Source organism: Chryseobacterium sp. HNCC26DJ241 (assembly GCF_057180505.1).
In genome coordinates this window covers 84,344-106,483 of sequence record NZ_JBXUGL010000001.1, presented here as the reverse complement: position 1 = coordinate 106,483, position 22,140 = coordinate 84,344, and the positions used below count along the sequence as shown (strand labels likewise).

Annotated in this window: 18 protein-coding genes; 14 read left to right on the top strand and 4 right to left on the bottom strand. The window is 32.3% G+C overall.

The window, feature by feature from the left end; genetic code table 11:
• The first annotated feature begins 41 nt into the window (after positions 1 to 41).
• Positions 42 to 734 carry a dipeptidase PepE gene (gene pepE, locus AC2A1C_RS00470; RefSeq protein ID WP_484022403.1) on the top strand — a complete coding sequence of 231 codons (693 nt, stop codon included), beginning with the start codon at positions 42 to 44 and terminating at the stop codon, positions 732 to 734.
• Positions 735 to 748: 14 nt separating this feature from the next.
• Here pepE and AC2A1C_RS00465 read toward each other — a convergent pair whose 3' ends face one another.
• Positions 749 to 1,162, bottom strand: a complete 414-nt coding sequence (locus AC2A1C_RS00465) for an acyl-CoA thioesterase (protein ID WP_484022401.1) — start codon at positions 1,160 to 1,162, stop codon at positions 749 to 751.
• 136 nt (positions 1,163 to 1,298) lie between these two features.
• Between AC2A1C_RS00465 and dnaA the strand changes: the two genes are divergently transcribed.
• The 6 genes from dnaA (at position 1,299) to AC2A1C_RS00435 (ending at position 6,149) form a co-directional block, all read left to right on the top strand.
• Positions 1,299 to 2,753 (top strand): chromosomal replication initiator protein DnaA, encoded by a 1,455-nt coding sequence (gene dnaA, locus AC2A1C_RS00460; protein ID WP_484022399.1) that lies wholly within the window; start codon positions 1,299 to 1,301, stop codon positions 2,751 to 2,753.
• A 91-nt stretch (positions 2,754 to 2,844) separates the two neighbouring features.
• A complete protein-coding gene (locus tag AC2A1C_RS00455; protein ID WP_484023142.1) occupies positions 2,845 to 3,306 on the top strand; it encodes a low molecular weight protein-tyrosine-phosphatase in 462 nt (153 codons plus the stop codon).
• A 74-nt stretch (positions 3,307 to 3,380) separates the two neighbouring features.
• Positions 3,381 to 3,980, top strand: a complete 600-nt coding sequence (locus AC2A1C_RS00450; protein ID WP_484022397.1) for a Crp/Fnr family transcriptional regulator — start codon at positions 3,381 to 3,383, stop codon at positions 3,978 to 3,980.
• 101 nt (positions 3,981 to 4,081) lie between these two features.
• Complete coding sequence (locus AC2A1C_RS00445; RefSeq protein ID WP_484022395.1) at positions 4,082 to 4,648, top strand: hypothetical protein; 567 nt, start codon at positions 4,082 to 4,084, stop codon at positions 4,646 to 4,648.
• Positions 4,649 to 4,942: 294 nt separating this feature from the next.
• Complete coding sequence (locus AC2A1C_RS00440) at positions 4,943 to 5,449, top strand: nuclear transport factor 2 family protein (RefSeq protein WP_484022393.1); 507 nt, start codon at positions 4,943 to 4,945, stop codon at positions 5,447 to 5,449.
• Position 5,450: 1 nt separating this feature from the next.
• The gene (locus AC2A1C_RS00435) at positions 5,451 to 6,149 is read left to right on the top strand and encodes an SAM-dependent methyltransferase (protein ID WP_484022391.1); all 699 of its coding nucleotides are present in this window, start codon (positions 5,451 to 5,453) and stop codon (positions 6,147 to 6,149) included.
• Positions 6,150 to 6,166: 17 nt separating this feature from the next.
• Here the strand turns inward: AC2A1C_RS00435 and AC2A1C_RS00430 are convergent, their stop codons facing one another.
• The 3 genes from AC2A1C_RS00430 to metG all read right to left on the bottom strand — a co-directional run bounded on the left by AC2A1C_RS00430 (position 6,167) and on the right by metG (position 9,157).
• Positions 6,167 to 6,640 (bottom strand): Mpo1 family 2-hydroxy fatty acid dioxygenase, encoded by a 474-nt coding sequence (locus AC2A1C_RS00430; RefSeq protein ID WP_484022389.1) that lies wholly within the window; start codon positions 6,638 to 6,640, stop codon positions 6,167 to 6,169.
• An 88-nt stretch (positions 6,641 to 6,728) separates the two neighbouring features.
• Positions 6,729 to 7,091, bottom strand: coding sequence for a hypothetical protein (locus tag AC2A1C_RS00425; RefSeq protein WP_484022387.1), 363 nt, complete (start codon positions 7,089 to 7,091; stop codon positions 6,729 to 6,731).
• A 32-nt stretch (positions 7,092 to 7,123) separates the two neighbouring features.
• Positions 7,124 to 9,157 carry a methionine--tRNA ligase gene (gene metG / locus AC2A1C_RS00420; RefSeq protein ID WP_484022385.1) on the bottom strand — a complete coding sequence of 678 codons (2,034 nt, stop codon included), beginning with the start codon at positions 9,155 to 9,157 and terminating at the stop codon, positions 7,124 to 7,126.
• A 352-nt stretch (positions 9,158 to 9,509) separates the two neighbouring features.
• Between metG and AC2A1C_RS00415 the strand changes: the two genes are divergently transcribed.
• From AC2A1C_RS00415 to AC2A1C_RS00385, 7 genes are all read left to right on the top strand, one after another.
• A complete protein-coding gene (locus AC2A1C_RS00415; protein ID WP_484022383.1) occupies positions 9,510 to 12,239 on the top strand; it encodes a SusC/RagA family TonB-linked outer membrane protein in 2,730 nt (909 codons plus the stop codon).
• Between the two features lie 12 nt (positions 12,240 to 12,251).
• Positions 12,252 to 13,862 (top strand): RagB/SusD family nutrient uptake outer membrane protein, encoded by a 1,611-nt coding sequence (locus tag AC2A1C_RS00410; protein ID WP_484022381.1) that lies wholly within the window; start codon positions 12,252 to 12,254, stop codon positions 13,860 to 13,862.
• Between the two features lie 22 nt (positions 13,863 to 13,884).
• A complete protein-coding gene (locus AC2A1C_RS00405) occupies positions 13,885 to 15,012 on the top strand; it encodes a SusE domain-containing protein (RefSeq protein WP_484022379.1) in 1,128 nt (375 codons plus the stop codon).
• 40 nt (positions 15,013 to 15,052) lie between these two features.
• A complete protein-coding gene (locus AC2A1C_RS00400) occupies positions 15,053 to 16,456 on the top strand; it encodes a SusE domain-containing protein (protein ID WP_484022377.1) in 1,404 nt (467 codons plus the stop codon).
• A gap of 105 nt (positions 16,457 to 16,561) precedes the next feature.
• Entirely contained in the window at positions 16,562 to 18,718 is a 2,157-nt protein-coding gene (locus AC2A1C_RS00395; protein WP_484022375.1) for a glycoside hydrolase family 97 protein, read from the top strand.
• 59 nt (positions 18,719 to 18,777) lie between these two features.
• On the top strand, positions 18,778 to 20,637 hold the full coding sequence (locus AC2A1C_RS00390; protein ID WP_484022373.1) for a glycoside hydrolase family 13 protein: 1,860 nt from the start codon (positions 18,778 to 18,780) through the stop codon (positions 20,635 to 20,637).
• A 39-nt stretch (positions 20,638 to 20,676) separates the two neighbouring features.
• Complete coding sequence (locus AC2A1C_RS00385; RefSeq protein ID WP_484022371.1) at positions 20,677 to 22,059, top strand: MFS transporter; 1,383 nt, start codon at positions 20,677 to 20,679, stop codon at positions 22,057 to 22,059.
• The last annotated feature ends 81 nt before the right edge of the window (positions 22,060 to 22,140 follow it).

The window sequence follows — 22,140 nt, the reverse complement described above, 5'->3', positions numbered from 1 at the left end:
GAAACTGTTTTTTTTGGAAGAAAATTAAATATAAAATAAAAATGAACATTATTCTTGCTTCTACATCCACGCTTTTCAGTGGTGAATATTTAGAATATCTCAAAGATGAAATTATAGAACTTTATAAAGAAACTGATGAAATTCTTTTCATTCCTTTTGCACGACCGGGAGGAATTTCTCATGAAAATTATACAGCAAAAGCGGCAGATTTTTTTTCTAAAATTGGAATAAAGGTAAAAGGTCTTCATGAATTTGAAGATAAAATTTCGGCAATTAATTCGGCAAAAGGATATTTTACGGGTGGCGGAAATACCTTTCTTTTGGTGAAAACATTGCATGAAAACAATCTGATGGATATTTTGAAAAAAAATGTAGAATCAGGGAAACCGTATCTTGGTTGCAGTGCCGGAAGCAATATTGGTGGGATCAATATGAAAACAACGAATGATATGCCGATTGTGTATCCGCCAAGTTTTGAATGTATGGGTTTGGTTCCGTTTAATATCAATCCACATTATTTAGACCCAAATCCGGATTTGAAACATAATGGTGAGACAAGAGAAACTCGAATCAAAGAATTTTTAGCACAGAATGACATAAAAGTTGTCGGACTTCGTGAAGGAAATTGGATTCGCAGAATTGGAAATAAAATCACCGTTGAAGGAACGGAAAGTACCCGAATTTTTGAAAAAGGAAAAGAGCCTTATGAAGTTGAAATCGGAACTGTATTATAGTTGTAGTATAATACTTATAATTCATTCCAATTTTTTTCAATCAATTTCAAAAGATAGTCAGGACATTTTATAATTTTATTCGTTTCTGAATCCAGAAAGAAAAGAGTAGTGGAAGCCTCAGTAATTTTTTGATGATCCTCATTATAGATTTCATACTCAAATTCGATCTTTACTCCCGGAATTTTTTTGATATAGGTATGGATCTCAAGATTTTGGTCATAAAGTGCTGGTTTCAGATATTTAATTTTATATTCGGAAACGGGCAGCCAAACTCCTCGTTTTTCGATCTCGTCATAAGACAATCCAAGGCGTCTGAAAAGTTCTACTCGGGCTACTTCAAAATACTCTGCGTAGTTTCCGTAATAGACGTATTTCATAGGATCAGTTTCTCCGTAACGAACTCGTAATGTGTGAGTTGTATGTATCATTTTAAGTGGTTAATAAGACATACAAATATATTTTTAAAAAATCAATACATCAAAAGTTTTTTTTTAATAATTTTAATTTTCATATTTGTATTTCCTATAAAAACTAATCACCTAACCGACAAATTGCAGTTGAAACATGAACGAAAATTTAGTATTAATTTGGGAGAAATGTCTTCACTTTATGAAGGATAATCTCAATGCGGCAGAGGAAAATTCTGACATAAAAAAGCTTGAAAATTCTTTTGACCTATTGTTTGATAAAGTTCAACCAGTTTCTTTGGTGGACAATAATCTTACATTGATGGTTCCAAGCGATTTTTATAAAGAATATATCGAAGACAATTATTTGTCTTTGCTATCTGCTGCTTTGAAAAAAAATTTCGGAAAGGGAGTGAAACTTTGGTATTCTGTAATGGAAAACAAACCTTCCGGAAAGGAAAAACCTATTACTGTAAATGTAAAAGGAAATACCGTTTCCAAACCAAAAATTCAGGAAACTTTGCCTCACAACTTCCAAAATAATATTGTAAATCCGTTTGTAGTTCCGGGAATCAAAAAAGTAAATATTGATTCTAATCTGAAAGCTGATTTTTCCTTTGACAATTATGTAGAAGGAGAATGCAACAAATTTGCGGCAACTGTGGCAAAATCTATTGCCAAAAGACCGGGAGCAACGGCTTTCAATCCTTTATTTTTGCACGGAGGTTTTGGTGTAGGAAAAACGCATCTTGGTCACGCAGTTGGTTTGGAAGTAAAAAATCAATTTCCGGATAAAGTAGTTTTATATCTTTCTTCAGAAAAATTTATTCAGCAATTTGTATCTGCAGCTAAAGCTCATAAGCAAACTGAATTTGCCAATTTCTATCAAATGGTGGATGTTCTTATCATTGATGATATTCAGTTTTTATCAGGAAAATCTGCAACGCAAGATAGTTTTTTCCATATTTTTGATTATTTGCACCAGAACGGAAAACAAATTATTTTGACTTCCGACCGTGCTCCTGTTGATATCATGGATACGCAGGAAAGAATTGTTTCCCGTTTCAAATGGGGACTTACTGCGGAAATCAAAGCTCCTGATTTTGATACCAGAAGAAAAATTATTGTAGATAAACTAAGCAGAGACGGAATTGTTCTTACCGATGATATGTTGGATTTCTTGGCTACTGAAGTGAAAAGCAGTGTAAGAGATTTAATAGGTGTTATCAATTCTGTGATTGCATATTCCACCATTTATAAATCGGATCTAACTCTTGAACTTTTAAAGGAAACGATCAGCAAAATTGCTTCCAATAAAAAGAAAATCATCAATATTCCGTATATTCAGGAGGTGGTTTGCGAATATTTCGGAATAAAGAGAGAAGATCTTCTTTCTAAAACCAGAAGAAGAGAAATCGCACTTCCAAGACAATTGGCGATGTATTTTGCAAAAGAATACACCAATTCCACTTTTACTAAAATTGGGGAAGAAATGGGCGGAAAAGATCATTCTACGGTAATGTACGCCTGCGAAACAATAAAAGATATTTCCAAAATTGACAAGGAAATTAAAAAATACGTAAAAGAACTTACGGAGAAAATAAAGCAATAATTAAATTGTAAAATTGAGCATAAAGAAATAAATGAAGGATAGTAATATTCTTCATTTTTTCATTACTTCGGAACTTATTTATTCAATACCTATGAAAATATTGATGGTTTGCCTCGGAAATATATGCAGAAGTCCTCTTGCAGAAGGAATTCTGAAATCCAAACTTCCAGATAGTTTTATGGTAGATTCTGCCGGAACTATTTCATTGCATGAAGGAGAACATCCTGATAAACGAGCTATTGAAACAGCATCGAATCACGGAATTAATATTTCAAGACAATATTCAAGACCGATTTCTAAAAAGGATTTGGAAAATTTTGATAAAATTTTCTGTATGGATATTAATAATTATGAAGATGTAGTTTCTCTATCTGAAAATGAAGAGCAAAGACAAAAAGTTGCATTGTTATTAGAATATGCAGATATAAACCATGCTTCCGGTGAAGTTCCCGATCCGTATTGGGGAAGTATGAAAGATTTTGAAAAAGTATTCCAGCTATTGGATAAGGCTTGTGAAAATATTTCTAAAAAACTCTTAAACCAGAATTTATAAATCCACTTTTTTGGTAAGCATTTTATGTAAATATTTGACGCGATTTTTCTATATATTTGGGTAAAATTTTTTGCATGAATGTTGAAAAAATATGGGAACGAATCTCAATGAACGGAGAAATTCCTGAATTTGAAAAAAAATTAATTTCAGAAAATTTTACGATTAAAAAATATACAAAGAATACCATTATCATAAGCGAAAAAGAAGATTGCGACAGGATATTTTTTGTTTTGAAAGGAGTATTACGTATTTTTTATTTTAATGTTCATGCAACAGAAATTACAAGAACTTTTATTTTTGAAAACGAATTTTGTACAAATCTGATTTCTTTCTCAGGTCAAGAGCCTAATAATGAGAATATACAATGTTTGGAGGATACTCTTTTGTTAAGCATTTCGCGTCATAATTTTTATAATATTCTCAATACCTCTCATATTCTCACAAGTTTATACTCTAAAATTCTGGAACAATTTGTTAATCGTAATTTGCAGCATTTTCAGTTTATGAATACACTGAATCAGCGACAAAGAGTAGAAAAATTTCTAAATGATTCTACCGAAATAAACCATCGGGTGAAAGATAAAATAATTGCAACATATCTCGGAGTTACACCCGAATTTTTTTCAAAAACAAAAACATCTTTCTATAAAAAACAAAAACAGTCTTCACTTTGAGATTTTTTTTTGTTTAACTATAAGCCATTCATTTCTTAATTATGATTATTTTTTTGCTCATACTGACAAAGTAATTTTAGAGTAATAAAAAATCAATCATTATGAAGAAAACAATTTTTATTTTTACACTACTATTGTCAGGATTCGCAATAGATAGTAAAGCACAAATTTCAGAAAATGAAAGTGTATCTGCCACACAAAAAAATGATGTTATGCTAAGTCCTTTTGAATTGATTGGAGGATCTTTTTTAAACATTTCTTACGAAAGACTTTTGAAAAAAGATTCCGGAATTGGAGTCAATACATTTTTTTATTTGGGAAAATCTACTGAAGATAGTGGCGGATTTTGGCAAGTTTCTCCCTTTTACAGAATCTATTTTGGAAAAAAATATGCTTGCGGATTTTTTGTAGAAGGTTTTGTACCTGTTACTCACACTCTTGAAAACTCTTATTTTGTCTATAATGGTACTTCAATTTCTACAAAGGAGGAAAAACAAAGAACAACAATAGGTGCCGGAATCGGTCTTGGAGGAAAATGGACTACAAAAAGGAATATCATTTTTGAGGCAAGTTTTGGTATTGCAAGAAGATTGGGTAACAAAAATGATTATTATGACAGTAGTAACGTGACCGGAAAAGGGATGTTGGGAGTTGGGTATCGTTTTTGAGTTTATAATTCTAACAAAAATTTGGGGTTTTAATCGTACTTGAATTGTTAAGTAAATACTAATGAATATAGAAGTTTGGATCAAAAATATCAATAGGAACGGGCTTTAGCCCGTTAAAAAAATAATGAAGAGTTGGTTTTAGCCGAAACTTATATCTATTTTAAAAATTTTGAACTTTATCCAAACATTATTTTTTCCACGAGCATTTTTTTATAAATTCGCCAATAAAATCTTTTGCTGCGATTTGTTATTGTATGATAATATCCACAAACTAAAAACAAAATTTTAAAGTAAATGAAATATGTAGTTGTATTGTTTTTGTTGATGAGTAGTTTTTTCTTTTCACAAAGTAAAGATGAAACTGCGATTCGAAAAACAATGGATGATTTTATGCAATGTCTAAAAACAGGAGATAGTATAAAGTTTGTTTCCCTTTTTCAGGAGCCTGTTTTATGGCAGGGAATATATAAAGATAAAACGCAAAAAAAACGTTTGGAGAAAAAGCCTGAAAGCATCAGTTATTTTACGGATAATTATAAAAGTTTTATCAAGTTCATCAAAAAAGATAATAAATCTGAAGAAAAATTTGATAATATTAAAATAATTGAAGACGGCTCAGTAGCTTCTGCCAATTTTGACTACAGTTTTTGGTACGATGGAAAAATGGAAAATTGGGGTAAAGAAATCTGGACACTTATGAAAATTAATGGGCAATGGAAAATTACTTCCGTTACTTTTTCTATGGACTTAACCGAATATTTTCCACAACCTTCACTGAAAGAACGAACTAAAAAACGATAAAATGCTGTTTCTCCTTCCTGCTTATTTATCCGAAGAATCTCCGATTGAATATTTTGCTCCGGTTGTAAAAGAATATCTATTAAAGACCGATTATTTCTTCGTGGAAAATGAAAAAACGGCAAGAAAAGTGATTAAATTTTTTGCACCTGAAAAAAAGCAATCGGAACTGAAATTATATTTATTGGATAAATATTCCGAAAATTCTGATTTAAAGGAAGCCCAAAAATTGATGAAGGAAAGGCAGGATTTTGGGTTGCTTTCCGAAGCCGGACTTCCATGCATTGCCGATCCCGGAAACATTATGGTAAAATGGTGCCATGAAAACAATATAAAAGTAATTCCGATTAACGGACCTTCCTCCATTATTTTGGCTTTGATTTCCAGTGGTTTCAATGGGCAACAGTTTACATTTCATGGCTATCTTCCTATTGATAAATCTGAAAAAAAACAAAAAATTCAGTTTTTGGAGAATCAGGTTCAGAAGACGGGCTATTCCCAGATTTTCATGGAAACGCCGTATCGAAATAATCAGCTTATAGAAGATTTAATTAAATTTCTTTCACCAAATACGAAACTTTGTATTGCTGCAAACATCAATCATCCCACAGAAGAATTTATCAAAACTTTAGGCATCAAAGATTGGCAAAAAAATAAACCGGAACTTCATAAAATTCCGGCTGTGTTTGTATTAGGAAAATGATGAATTCGGTATAAGTATTAGTATTTTATTCCGATTTTCTTCATTATAAAATGCAATAACCAAATTGGGCCAATCAGAAGAAATTGAATGTCTTTGAGAAAACTTGGTTTTTTGCCTTCAATTTTATGGCCGATAAATTGCAAAATCCAAGTAATAATAAAAACAGATAAATATACGATCCACGATTTTTTCCCGAAATGAATATTTACGGCATAAGCAAAATGTTCCATAAGAAGCATGAGAAAAACCATGATAATTGCTATTCTCCAAGATAATCTGAAATAGAAAATGGTAACCAACGAAATTGCTATAAGACTTACAATGCTGATACAACCAAAATATTGAGCGCAAAAATGTGGAGCAGGAATAAGAGAAATAAAGCCAATAATAGTCCAGAAAATCAACGGAACACAAATCCAATGAATCAACTTATTAGTCGAGTTTCTGTGGCTTTCGGCATATTCAGCGAAAAGTAGATCTATCTTTCTCATATTTTATTTTTGAATATACCCAAAGCATATTCATTCCATAAAAATAAAAAAGATTTTGGAAATTTTCCAAAATCTTTTTTATTTACAATTATTTAGCACATTGCTGGTCGTAAATTTTATGAAGAGTATCTTCTCTCAAAATCTTCTTATATTCAGTGGATTTTACCTTCTTCTTTTCTATCTCATTATTTTTCCCAGTATGAATATAATTTAGTATTGCAGCAGATTTTTCATAACATTTTATATGAATATAAAATTCCGACGATTTCAGGAAAGCATCATTTGGACTAAAATCAATTTTATACCATCCCCAAACATTATCGTTTTCCGATTTATCCAGCTTGAAAGAGTATGAATTATTTTCTTTATCTGTCAGAAATTTTTCAAAATCTTTTTTTTGAGCTTGGATAGAAACTCCTACAAAAAAAGCAATTAAGATAAGATTTTTCATAGTTTATATTTTGATGTGTAAATATAAAAAATTTATCCAATCTCAATTCCGTTTTCTACCTTTTCGTCTGGAGTTACGAAACTTAATTTTCCATCAGGTTTTGTAGTGAGTAATAACATTCCTTGAGATTCAATTCCTCTGATTTTTCTTGGAGCAAGATTCAATAAAATCATTACTTGCTTTCCGATTACTTCTTCCGGAGTAAAACTTTCTGCAATCCCAGAAACAACAGTTCTTACATCAACACCTGTGTCTACTTTTAGTTTCAGCAATTTGTCGGCTTTTTCTACTTTTTCAGCTTCCAAAATCGTGGCTGTTCTTAGGTCGATTTTCGTAAAATCATCAAAAGAGATTTCGTCTTTCATAGGATTTGCGTTAGGGTTGGTTTTTTTATTGTTTTGTTTGGTATTTTCTAGTTTTTGAATTTGAAATTCAATCGTTTCATCTTCAATTTTTGAGAAAAGAAGAGAGGCTTCGTTGATTTTGTGACCTGTTTCAATAAAAACAGATTTTGTTTCAATATCGCTCCAGTTTGCTTTTTCAATATTGAACATATTCAATAATTTTTCTGAACTGAAAGGCATAAATGGTTCACACAATTGAGCCAATGCAACTGCAATCTGAGCTCCGACAAATAAAGAATTTGCCGCTTTTTCTGGATTGTCTTTAATGGTTTTCCAAGGTTCTTCTGTTTGCAAATATTGGTTTCCGAAACGGGCTAAATTCATTAAAGCTGATAAAGAATTTCTGAATTCATAATTCTCCAAAAATCCCGAAATTTCTTTTGCTGATTTGTTGATTTCTTGTAATTCAGGAGCATTTGCATCACCTTGAGGAACAATTCCATCATAATATTTATGAATTAAAACCGCAACTCTATTAATAAAGTTTCCGAAAATTCCTACCAATTCCGAATTGTTCTTTGTTTGAAAATCCTTCCAAGTAAAATTGTTATCCTTTGTTTCCGGAGCAGAAGAAAGTAGCGCATATCTCAACACGTCTTGCTGTCCGGGAAAATCTTCCACATATTCATGAGCCCAAACTGCCCAGTTTCTTGAAGTGGAAATTTTATCGTTTTCAAGATTTAAAAATTCAAAAGCGGGAACATTTTTCGGCATCACAAAATCTCCGTGAGCCTTCATCATTGCAGGGAAAATAATACAATGAAAAACAATATTATCTTTTCCAATGAAATGTACCAAATCAGATTCTTCACTTTGCCAATATTCTTTCCAGTCTTTTCCATTTTTTTCAGCCCATTCTTTGGTAAAAGAAATGTAACCAATGGGTGCGTCAAACCACACATACAATACTTTTCCTTCAGCATTTGGAAGCGGAACCGGAACTCCCCAATTCAAATCTCTGGTCATTGCACGAGGCTTTAAACCATCGTTCAGCCAAGATTTTACCTGTCCGTAAACGTTGGGTTTCCAATCTTCTTTGTGACCTTCAATGATCCATTCGTTAAGGAAACTTTCGTATTCATTTAATGGTAAATACCAATTTTTTGTTTCTTTCAAAACGGGAACATTTCCACTCAACATAGATTTTGGATTTATCAATTCAGATGGAGAAAGAGTAGAACCACATTTTTCACATTGATCTCCGTAAGCGTTTTCGTTTCCACAATTTGGGCAAGTTCCTACAATGTATCGGTCAGCTAAAAATTCTCCGGCTTGTTCGTCAAAATATTGTTCGGAAATTTCTTCGGTAAATTTTCCCTTCTCGTACATTGTTTTGAAAAATTCCGAAGCGGTTTCGTAATGTTTTTTGGAAGTAGTTCTGGAATATTCATCAAAAGAAATTCCCAGATCGGCAAAAGATTTTTTGATGATTTCGTGATATTTATCCACAATATCTTGTGGTGTAACTCCTTCTTTTTTTGCTCTTATAGTAATAGGAATTCCGTGTTCATCGCTTCCGCAGATAAACGCTACATCTTTTCCCAATCTTCTCTGAAATCTTGCATAAACATCTGCCGGAATATATACTCCTGCCAAATGTCCTATATGAACCGGTCCGTTTGCATAAGGCAAAGCCGCCGTAATCATTTTTTTGTTTGACATTCTAAATAGTAATTTTTGCAAATATAAGTTGAAATTAGATGAAAAGAAAATGGTAATGTCTAAGATGAAAAGTAGATAATATAGTTTCTTTAATTAAAAAACGTTAAACATTTGTTTGAATAAGTGTTAAAACTAAAAAATTCTCTTAAAAAATTGCTTTCATTTAATTAATTGATTTTCAATATTTTGTATTTTTTTTAAGCTCACTGTTATTTATCTTTTTTAAAATAAAATTACAAAAAGTTAAATTTTTTTTAACGCATTATGAAAAAATTATAAATTAGAAGGCCGTTTTTTTCCAAAAAAAGGCGGGGAAAAAGAAATGAATATTAATCCTTAAATTTTATTTTTTGTGAGAAACTATACTAAAGTTTTGAAAATTGCTCCTGCATTTCTCATAGCAGGGACAATGATGCACGCACAAGCCGACTCATTGAAAACAAAAGAGATTGAGCAAGTGGTTTTGGTTGGTTATGGTAAGCAGAAAAAAACAGATCTGACAGGATCTATTACTGCATTATCTACCGAAGATTTTAACAAAGGAGCGGTACAAACGGCTGAAGGTCTCATTAATGGACGCTCTTCCGGATTGGTTATAACGCAATCCGGTACACCAGGTAATGAAGCAACAATCAGAGTAAGAGGAGGTTCTTCTCTCAATGCTAGTAATGATCCTTTATTAGTAGTGGATGATTTACCTCTTGATGGAGTTTCCTTGTCAACAATCAATCCCAATGACATAGAGTCTTTTTCTATTTTGAAGGATGCTGCTTCTACAGCAATTTATGGTTCTAGAGGATCCAATGGTGTAATTCTTATTACCACCAAAAAAGGAGGCAAAAGATTGAGAGCTTCTATTAATGCTTATACAACAGTTAATACATTAGCTAAAAAAATTGATGTTTATTCTGGTGATGAGTATAGAAGATTGATTAATCAGTACACTACAGATCCTATATATTTGAATCAGTTGGGTACTGCAAATACAGATTGGCAAAAGGAAATATTTAAAACTTCTGTTACTGCTGAGATGAATGCTTCTGTATCAGGAAGTCTATTTGGAAAAGTTCCGGCTCGTTTATCTATTGCTAATATGGATAATACAGGGTTGTTGATTACTTCAGGATTTAAAAGAAGTACTGCAAATTTTGCTTTGAGTCCGAAATTTTTTGATGACCATTTGAAGTTTAATCTAACAGGAACGTATTCATATACTTTTACCAATAAAGCGGATGAAGCTGCAATAGGAAATGCGATTTCCTATAATCCAACTCAGCCGGTTTATGATTCTACTTCTGCGTATGATGGATACTATGAAACTTTGAGTAATATTTACAACCCTCTTACAGGAACATACAATCCAAAAGGAGTTGCCAATCCTGTGAGTATGTTGAGAAACAAGCGTAATGTAGAAAATTTTAAAAGATTTTTTGGTAATATCAATGTGGAATATAAATTCCATTTTTTACCGGAATTGAGATTAATTGCTAATGCCGGAATTGACAGTAAAGAAATAGATAGACATGTAACTACTAATAAATATTCTAGAAATGGATATTATTCGATTAAAAATGTTTTTAATTTTTATGGAGAAAATTCTTTTTCAGATGAAAGTTTATTGAATAAGAACATGAATGCCCAATTGAATTATACTAAGACATTTGGTAAATTTAATTTGGAAGCATTGGGTGGATATGAATATCAAAATTATCATAAAGTAAGTTCATCATCGGGAAATACATTATTATATTCTTTAAATCCTGAAAATAATTTTTATAATCCAGATTCTAAACCTGATCAAAATTTACAGGCATTTTTCGGAAGATTGAATCTTGGTTGGGATAATAAATACTTAGTTACCGTTAATTACAGACATGATGGCTCTTCTCGTTTTAGTAAAACATATAGATGGGGAGACTTTGGAGGTGTATCAGCGGCTTGGAAGATTTCAGAAGAAAATTTTCTTAAAGGAAATTCTACGCTTTCGGATTTAAAACTAAGAGCAAGTGTTGGTAAAATAGGAAATCAGGATATAGGTATTTATAGATATGAATATTTTAAAACTTATGATGTTTCTTCTACATTATACTATCAGCTTGGTAATACTTTTTATCAAATTGCAAAACCTAATGGATATAACGACAATCTTAAATGGGAAGAAAGTACAAAGTATAATTTAGGATTGGATTTTGGTTTTGTTAATAATAGAATCAAAGGTACCTTAGATTTCTATTTGGCAGATACCAAAGATTTATTATCTATTGTTCCGGAAGGTCCATTAGAAAATTTAAGAATAATTGGACCAAGAAATATTGGTAATTTACAATCAAGAGGAGTAGATTTTGGGTTGGATGTAAAAGCTGTAAAAAATGAAGACTTTACTTTGAATTTCAATTATAATTTATCATACAATAAAATTGAAATTAAAGATTTACAGATTGACAAAATTGATAAAGGAGGAGTTGGTTTAGGTGGTTTTGTTCAAACCTTTACTGAAGGATATTCTCCTTATGCATTTAATGTTTATCAACAAGTGTATGATTCTAATGGAAATCCTATAGAGGGTGCTTATGTAGATAGAAATGGAGATGGACAAATTACAACTGCCGATAAATATATATATAAAAAACCACAGGCAGATGTTACTATGGGATTTTTAACCAATGCTACCTATAAAAATTGGGATTTTTCTATGGGTTGGAGAGCAAGTATAGGAAATTATGTCTATGACCAAATATCTGCAGATAGATCACAATTAGGAAATATCATAAATACAGTTGATAATACTATTAATAACTCCCCAGTAAGTTTTAGTGATACGCATTTTTCTACTACTTACAAAGTATCTGATTATTATGTGAAAGATGGAAGTTTTGTAAAATTAGATAATGTTACTTTAGGATATACATTCAATAAATTTATAGGAAATAGCACTTCTTTAAGAGTATACGGTGCGGCACAAAATGTACTCATCATTACAAAATATAAAAATATAGATCCGGAAGTATTTAACGATGGTAGAGACTCAACAATCTATCCGAGAGCAAGAATGTTTACCTTAGGTATTAATGCAAATTTTTAAAATTTAATCAAAATGAAAATTAAGAGATTTAATATATTAAAATTAAGAAACTTAGCAATAGCTGGCTTATTTCTTTTCACTACCTCATCTTGTCTTAATGATCTTGATGTAGAAGTAAATGATGATGAGCTATTTACATCTGAACAGTTTTATGCTAATCCGGCTTCATACAAACAATTTTTGGCTAAAATTTATGCAGGATTGGCTGTAACAGGACAAACATCACCAACAGGTAATTCAGATTTAGGTTCTGAAGCAGATGGAGGTCCAAATGAAGGTTTTTCTCAATATTTAAGAGGATATTGGCAATTACAAGAGCTCACTACCGACGAAGCTATTATTGCTTGGGGAGAAAGTGACAATCCTACAATCAGAGATCTTAACTTCAATACTTGGAATGCTGATAATGTTTTCAACGAAGCTTTTTTTGCAAGAGTTTTTTTTCAAGTAGGATTGGTTAACGAATTTTTAAGAGAAACAACAGATGAAAAATTGAATTCAAGGGGTGTTTCCGCAGACTTAAAGGCACAAATAAAAACTTTTAGAGCAGAAGCAAGGTTTTTAAGAGCTTTAACATTGTATCATGCTATTGATATCTATGGTAAAATGCCTTTTGCTACAGAAAATGATCCTATTGGTACAGTTCCTCAGATGCAATCTCGAGAATATGTATTCAATTATGTTATCGGTGAACTCAATGCTATAGATGCAGATTTAGCTGCTCCAAAAACAAATGAATATGGTAGAGCAGACAAAGCAGCAGCTTGGATGCTAAAAGCAAAATTATATCTTAATGCAAAAGTATATTTAGGACAAGATAAAAGTTCAGAAGCATTAGCAGAAGTTGAAAAGGTAATTGGATCTTCATATTCAATAGCATCGATTCCTTATGCTAATTTATTCAAGGCAGATAACAATACGAACGGAGCGCAGAATGAAATAATATTTCCAATAGCTTTTGATGGAATTAAAACTAAAACGTACGGTGGTACAACTTACTTAATTCATGCAAGCTGTACAAACGAAGTGGGAGCTACGTTGGGAATAGATTTTGGATGGCAAGGCTTTAGAGTAAGACAAGAATTTATAGGATCAGTAGGAACTGACCCTCGTGTTATGACTGTTTCAGGAAATACAGATCCTGCATTTATTTCTGATTATTCTAAATTTGCTCAGGGAACAAAACTTATAAAATTCTCAAATAAGACTTCAACTGGTGCAAATGGTAGCGATTCTAATTTTACGGATGCAGATTTTCCTTTATTTAGAATGGCAGATGCATATCTAATGTACGCTGAATTGGCAGTTGTAAATGGTAAAGGAAGTATAACTACAGCCTTAAACTATGTAAATGCACTTAGAACAAGAGCTGGAGCTCCAACTGTTTTACAATCAGCTTTAAATGCAGATTTTATATTGAATGAACGTGGAAGAGAATTATATTGGGAAGGACATAGACGTCAAGACTTAATACGATTCGGAAAATATTTATCTGGATACAATTGGCAATGGAAAGGAGGCTCTATTAATGGAAATAGTTTGCCAGATTATCGAACTCTTTTCCCAATTCCAAACAAATATCTTAACATAAATAGTAATCTTTCTCAAAATACAGGTTATTAATTTCATTAAAAATAAATTTAAAATGAAAAATCATATTGTATATAAAATAATCTTTGCAGTTTTAATGCTTATCGGTATTATATCATGCGATGATAGAGAACAATTGACAATAGAGCCAAATGGTTCTCCAGTTGTAATGGATCTCTCTACAGAATCCCTAGTTCTTGACGGAAATTTTCCAAAAAATCCTGCTTTGACTGTTAAATGGGATGCTGCAAGTTACTCTTTACCTACAGAGATCAAATATAAAGTTGAAGCTTCTAGTACAGAAAATTTTGCTAAACCTTTTATTTTAGGAACTTTTCCTCAGTCATTAAAATCAGCAACTTTTACTGTTGAACAAATGAATAATGCTGCTGCAGGTGTAGGAATTACTGATCCTACTGTTTCCAAGAAAATGTATTTAAGAGTAAAGGCATATATTGGGACAACAGAATCTTCTCAACAAATTTCTAATATAACATCATTAATGATTACTCCTTATGTTCTTGTATATCCTGATTTCTATTTAGTAGGTGCAGCAAGTTATGTAGGCTGGAATGCTAGTAGTGCTCAAATACTTCATAAAAAAGATAACATGTCTTATATCTATACATATCTTGAAAGTGGACAACCCTTCAGATTCTTAGGACAACAAGACTGGAATCCTTTGAACTATAGTATAGATCAGGCTGGAACAAGAGCTTCATATAAATATTTTAAACAAGTTCCTAGTACGATAGTTCAAGATGGGGATGAGAATATGAAATTTACTGGAACAACAGGTATTTATAAAATTGCAATTGATGCATCGGATGCTCGTTCGCTTGCAATCACTGCTTCACCTATTCCAAATTTCGATTTTCCAGAAGTCTATGTTGTAGGAAATATTGCAGGAATTAATTGGGTTGCTGAAAATGCCTTAGCGATGACCCAAACTGGAGTAGGCGTTTTTGAATTTACAACTACTTTGCCTGCAGATGCAGAATTTAAAATATTAGGACAAAAATCTTTTGGAGCATTAGAGTGGGGAAATATTTCTTCTCAAGGAGATTCACGATTATTAGGACCAAAAGGGGATAATGGTAATATCAAATTTGTAGGTGACGGAAGTTCGTATAAGATTACGGTAAATCTGAAAGCAGGTACTTATAAAATTACCAAAATATAATTTTTTAATTCCTGTAATTTTTAATTTTTAATTTAATAAAATGAAAAATATATTTAAATATTTATTCGTAGCATTAGTAGCATCTTTTGTTATTATCTCTTGTAACAATGATGCGGATAGAGACTGGACTTCTCAGGAACCATCCTTTAAGCTCAATGATACTACTTTAGGAAGTAATGTTCTTTATCCAAGTATGGATAATAATCCATTTATTTTAACTTGGGAAAAAGGTGCTAGTTCAGGTAATTATTCTATTGTAATATCATCTAAGCAAGATTTTTCAACTAAAGTACAATTGGGAACTTCTACTACCAATACTTTTAAAACTACTATCAAAGCATTGAATACAGCAATGCTTCAAGCAGGATTAAGCCCTTATGCTTCTCAAATTGCTTATATCAGAATTGAATCTGGATCTACAGTTTCCAATACTATTTCATTTTCAGTAACCACTTATCCGGCTAATGCTCCTGTAATTAAAACGCCTACTTCCGGTAGCGCATTTGTTTTGAGTAGTTCAAATCCTGATGGTGTTGTAACGACAGTAAATTGGGATGATTATGATAATTATGGAGCAAGTGTGACATATAAAATAGAAGTTGCAAAAAAAGGACAAACAGATTTCCAAAGTGCAGGTAGCACATCCAATTCAAAATATTATGATTGGACAAACAAAATGCTGAATGACGCCGTTCTTAAAACTGGAGTTCAGGCAGGAGTTGAATCAGAAATTGATGTAAGAGTAAGTGCAACAACTCAATCTACAGGAGGAACAATTACTAAAGTATCAGATGTTGTTACGATAAAAGTTACTCCTTATATAGCATTTAAAAACTTATTTTTAGTAGGTGATGCTACTACTATAGATGGAACTTGGAATAATAATAATAATAATCAAGCTTTATTCAGAGATCCAAATACAACAAGTAAATTCTATTTTACAGGGAAATTTAATTCCGGTTATTTTAAATTATTAGAAGTTTTAGGACAATGGGCTCCGCAATGGGGGACTAATGGACCAAATTCATTAATTTTAAGACCAACAGAACAAGATCCAGATCCAAGTGCAATTAGTATTTCTTCGGGTTATTCTACATTGGAAGTTGATTTATCAGCTAAAACTTATACTATAAATGCATATAGTGGAGTTATGAATTCTTATTCTACTATTGATATAGCTGGTGATTTAAATGGATGGAGTGGTAGTACTTTACTTACTCAATCTTCTTTTGATCCTCATCAATGGTCAATAAAAGATTTAGTTGTTTCTAATAATGGTGGTGCTAAATTTAGAGCAAATAGTTCTTGGAGTGTTAATTGGGGAGCTGGTACAGAATTGTCTGGACAAGGTGTTCAAGATGGAGCAAATATTCCATTAAATGCTGGTACTTATGATGTTTATTTTAATGACATAGATGGTAGATATCTTTTCATTAAAAAATAAAACATTTATGTCATAATTTATAAGACTATTTTATGATTTTAAATAAAAAAACTGTTGCTTTTTAGCAGCAGTTTTTTTATTTTTAGAAATTAGAAAAAATCCTTTATGAAAAAACTAAAAACAGGACTTTTATTAGCCTTTCTAAGTTCTGCCTTTCTGAACGCACAATCTTTAAAATCTCCAGATGGAAAGTTTGAAATGAATTTCAATCTAAAAAACGGGATTCCGTATTATAATTTGAAATATGATGGAAATACAGTTGTGGAAGATTCCAAATTAGGACTAAGACTTTTCAAAGATTCATCTATAAAATTTGCTTCTGAAATTGCAAAAGCCGAAGATGCAAAATTTGATCTTAATAACGGCTTTACAAAAACCGACGAAAAAAGAGATTCCAAAAATGAAACTTGGCAACCTGTTTTGGGAGAGAAGAAAAATTATATCAATAACTATAACGAATTGGCGGTTACTTTAAGTCAAAAGGAAACGGATAGAAATATTGTTATTAAGTTTCGTTTATTCAATGATGGATTAGGTTTTCGATATGAGTTTCCCCAACAAAATAACCTGAATTATTTTGTCATTCGGGAAGAAGATTCTGAATTCGATTTTCCTTCGGATCTTAAAACTTGGTGGATTCCTGCCGATTACGATTCTCAGGAATATCAGTATCAAACCACAAAAATTTCGGAAATTCCAAATCAATGGCCAAAATCTTTTGACTCCAATGCTTCTCAAAAACTTATTAAAGATGCAATTCAGGCTCCGGTAATGCTGAAGAAAGAAGGAAAAGAACCTTTGTATATTAATGTTGCAGAAGCCGCTGTTTTAGATTATCCCGCCTCACATTTGGAAGTGGATGCTAAAAATTTTAAATTTAAAACACATCTTACGGCCGACAGACAAGGAGCAAAAGGCTATATTCAGACACCTGCAAGTACACCTTGGAGAACCATTATTGCTTCGCCAAAAGCCGAAGAAGTAATGGCATCCAAAATGCTTTTCAATCTCAACGAACCAACCAAATATACAGATACTTCTTATATTCACCCAACAAAATACATGGGAGTTTGGTGGGAAATGATAATCGGAAAATCGCAATGGGCATATTCTACGGCAAGTAATGTTCATCTTGATTCTACAGATTTTTCAAAATTAACACCAAATGGAAATCACGCTGCCAATAACACCAAAGTAAAAGAATACATTGATTTTGCTGCGGAAAATGGTTTCGGTGGACTTCTGATTGAAGGTTGGAATATTGGTTGGGAAGATTGGTTTGGACATTCCAAAGAATTTGTATTCGATTTTATCACGCCATATCCGGATTTCGATATTAAAATGTTGAATGATTATGCACATTCCAAAGGAATTAAATTAATTATGCACCACGAAACTTCCGGTTCTGCTACCAATTATGAAAGATGGGCAGACAAAGCCTATCAATTGATGAACAAATACGGATATGATGCTGTGAAAACAGGCTATGTTGGAGATATTATTCCAAGAGGAGAACATCACTATTCTCAATGGACGATCAACCATTTTTACAGAATTGCTGAAAAAGCAAACGAATATAAAATTATGGTAAATTCTCACGAATCGGTTCGTCCAACTGGAGAAAGCCGTACTTATCCGAATTACATTTCCGCCGAAGCTGCAAGAGGAACAGAATTCGAAGCATTTGGAGGAAACAATCCCGACCATCAGACCATTTTACCTTTCACAAGATGGATGGGTGGTCCAATGGATTATACTCCGGGAATTTTCCAGACAAAATTGGATTACTATTTTCCGGGTGACAAACGTTTTGTAAAAACTACTTTGGCAAAACAGTTGGCACTTTATGTAGTAATGTATATGCCTCTTCAGATGGCTGCAGATTTACCTGAAAATTATGCAAAACACATGGATGCTTTTCAATTTATAAAAGATGTAGCTGCAGATTGGGACGATACCAAAATTTTATCCGCTGAACCTGGAGATTATATCCATACAGCGAGAAAAGCAAAAGGCACGGATAATTGGTTTGTTGGTGGAATTACCGATGAAAATGCAAGAGATTACACCGTAAATTTTTCATTTTTAGATAGTGACAAAAAATATGAAGCTACCATTTACGAAGATGGAAAAGATGCCGATTATATCAACAATCCGCAGAGCTATCATATTTACAAGAAAACGGTAACCAGCAAAACCAAACTTCCAGTACATTTGGTAAGAAGCGGTGGTTATGCAATTTCTTTGAAACCTGTGAAATAATATTTGTAGGAACGCACCATAAAGGTGCGTTCACTGCTAAAGATTTTATATTTTATAGAATGAAAAAAATATTTCTCCTTTTTTCTTTTAGCTTTTTTTCCATATTCAATTCCCAAATCCAAAAAGTGGAGCCTGCATTTTGGTGGAAAGGAATGAAAAATCCGGAACTTCAGATTTTGGTTTATGGGAAAAACATTGCTCAGAATCAGATCGAATTATCAGATGGAATTCAGATTAAAAATTTGCAGAAAGTTGAAAATCCGAATTACGTTTTTTTAACGGTAAATATCAACGAAATCAATATTCCGAAATTCAACATCACCATTAAAAACGGAAAAAAGACAGTAGATTCTTATGTTTATGAATTAAAACAGAGAATTCCAAATTCTGCAAATCGGGAATCGTTCAGTTCCAAAGATGTGATGTATCTCATTATGCCGGATCGTTTTGCAAATGGTGATGAAACCAATGATTCTCGCCCAAATCTTACCGAAAAAGCAAACAGAAATCTACCAAACGGAAGACATGGCGGAGATTTACAGGGAATTATTAGTCATTTGGATTACATTAAAAATTTAGGAGCAACTGCAGTTTGGCTTACTCCGGTTTGTGAAGACAATGAGAAAACAACAACGTATCACGGCTATGCACAGACAGATTTATACAAAATAGATGCACGCTACGGAACTAATGAAGAATACAGTGAACTTTCCAGAGAGTTAAAAAAGCGGAATATGAAGCTCGTTTTGGATTATGTAACCAATCATTGGGGAGTTTCACATTGGATGATTCAGGATTTGCCTATGAAAGATTGGATTCATTGGTTTAATGATGGAGAAAAAGGATTCAAACGTTCCAATTATAAAACCACGACTCAATTCGATACCAATGCTTCTGAAATAGATAAAAAACTGGCTTTGGATGGTTGGTTTGATACTACAATGCCTGACATTAATCAAAGCAATCCTTTGGTTTTAAAATATTTAACACAAAATGCAATTTGGTGGATCGAATATGCAGAATTGGGAGGTCTCCGTGTTGATACGTATCCTTACAATGATAAGGAAGCAATGGCAAAATGGGCAAAAGCAATTACGGACGAATATCCGAATTTCAATATTGTTGGTGAAACATGGTTGTATACTGCTGCACAGATTTCTGTTTGGCAAAAAAATTCCAAAGTGGGTGAAGCAGCAAATTACAATTCCAATCTTCCTTCAGTGATGGATTTTATGTTGTATGCCGATTTGCCGAAAGCATTGAAAGAAAAAGAAGGTTGGGATACCGGTATGATTAAATTATACAATATTTTTACAAGCGATTTTCTTTATCCGGATACTAATAATCTTCTTGTTTTCTTTGAAAATCATGATACGGAAAGATGGAATGAAATGTTTGATTCAAAGCCTGAATATTATAAACTAGCACTTTCTTTAATTTCTACCGTTCGTGGAATTCCGCAAATTTATTACGGTTCTGAAATCGGAATGAGAGGCGACAAAAACAAAGGTGGTGATGCAGATATTCGTAGAGATTTTCCAGGTGGCTGGAAAAGTGATCAACAAAATGCATTCGATCCTGCTACACAAACTTCTGAGCAAAAAGAATTTTTTTCTTTTACTCAAAAATTGCTGAGCTGGAGAAAGGGAAAAGAAGTAATACATACAGGAAAAACCAAAAATTATATTCCTCAAAATGGTGTTTTTGTATATTTTCGATATAATGAAAATGAAAGCGTAATGGTAGTTCTTAATAATAATGAAAAAGAACAATCTTTTGATTTATCACGATTTAGAGAATCTTTGAAAAATTATTCTGCCGGGACAGATATTATTTCAGGAAAAACCTATAAATTGGATGCTTCAAATACATTAACAGTTTCACCAAAAATTGCATTAATTTTAGAATTAAAAAAATAAGAAGAATTAAATAATCATTTATCAATCATAATATAAACTATGGCAAAAAAAATAAAACCTAATCTTTCCATTCTACAGATTATCAACATGAGTATGGGATTTTTGGGAATTCAGATGGCATTCGGTTTACAGAATGGAAACGCAAGTAGGATTCTTGCAAATTTGGGAGCAGACGTTCATGAATTATCGTGGTTTTGGTTAGTAGCTCCAATTACAGGGCTCATTGTTCAGCCAATTATCGGACACATGGGCGATAATACTTGGAGTCCGCTTGGTAGAAGAAAACCCTATTTTTTAATTGGTGCCGTTCTTTGTGCCATTGGTTTGGTTTTGCTTCCAAACGCCGCGTCTGTTACTCATTTGATTGCTGCAAATGTACTTTTGTTGGCAGTAATTTTTCTTGCAATGATGGATGCTTCTGTTAATATTGCGATGGAGCCTTTCCGTGCTTTGGTAGGAGATATGCTTCCAAAACATCAGGGAACAGTAGGATTTTCAGTTCAAACTATTTTAATTGGAATTGGTGCAGTTATAGGCTCAGATTTACCGGGATGGCTTACCAAATGGGGAGTTTCCAATGTAGCTCCAGAAGGTTATGTAGCCAATAATGTAATTTATGCTTTTTATATTGGTGCGGGTGTTCTTATTTTATCTATTCTTTATACTATTTTTACCACACGTGAATATTCTCCTCAAGAATTTGCAGAATTTGCAGATGGAAAAGAAATTGTAGAAGAGCATTCTAAGTTTTCTGATATTTTTAAAGATTTTGCTAATATTCCGAATCAGATGAAAAAATTGGGAATTGTTCAGTTTTTTTCTTGGTTTGCTTTATTTACGATGTGGGTTTTTACCACCAGTGCATTGGCAACTCATCATTTTGGACTTTCTCCGGAAGATACCAGCTCAGAAAAATTCAATCAGGCTGGAGATTTAACAGGACATTTATTTGGAAGATATAACTTTTATGCTATATTTTTTGCATTTGCGTTAACACCAATTGCTAAATTTATTGGGAAAAAGCAAACCCATGCTTTGGCTTTATTATGTGGAGGTTTAGGATTGATTTCCATGTATTTTATTAAAGATGTGAACAATCTTTGGATTTCTATGATAGGTCTTGGTTTTGCTTGGGCAAGTATTTTAGCAATGCCTTATGCTATGCTCATTGATTCTATCCCAGCAAGAAAAATGGGAGTTTATATGGGAATTTTCAATTTCTTTATTGTAATTCCTCAGATTGTAAACGGAATTTTTGGTGGTCCTATTGTTTCAAATGTTTTTGGAAATATGGCTATTGATTATGTTGTAGTTGGTGGAGTTTGTATGTTGATTGCTTCTATTGTTACTTTAATATTTATAAAAGAGGAAAAAGAAACTCCTAAAGAAATAGAAGAAGAAATTCAACAGATTCATTTTTAAGAAAAAATTATTCTTATCATAAAATCCGCCATATTTTGGTGGATTTTTTCGTTCTTATCTTATATCAACAATTTTTATTTA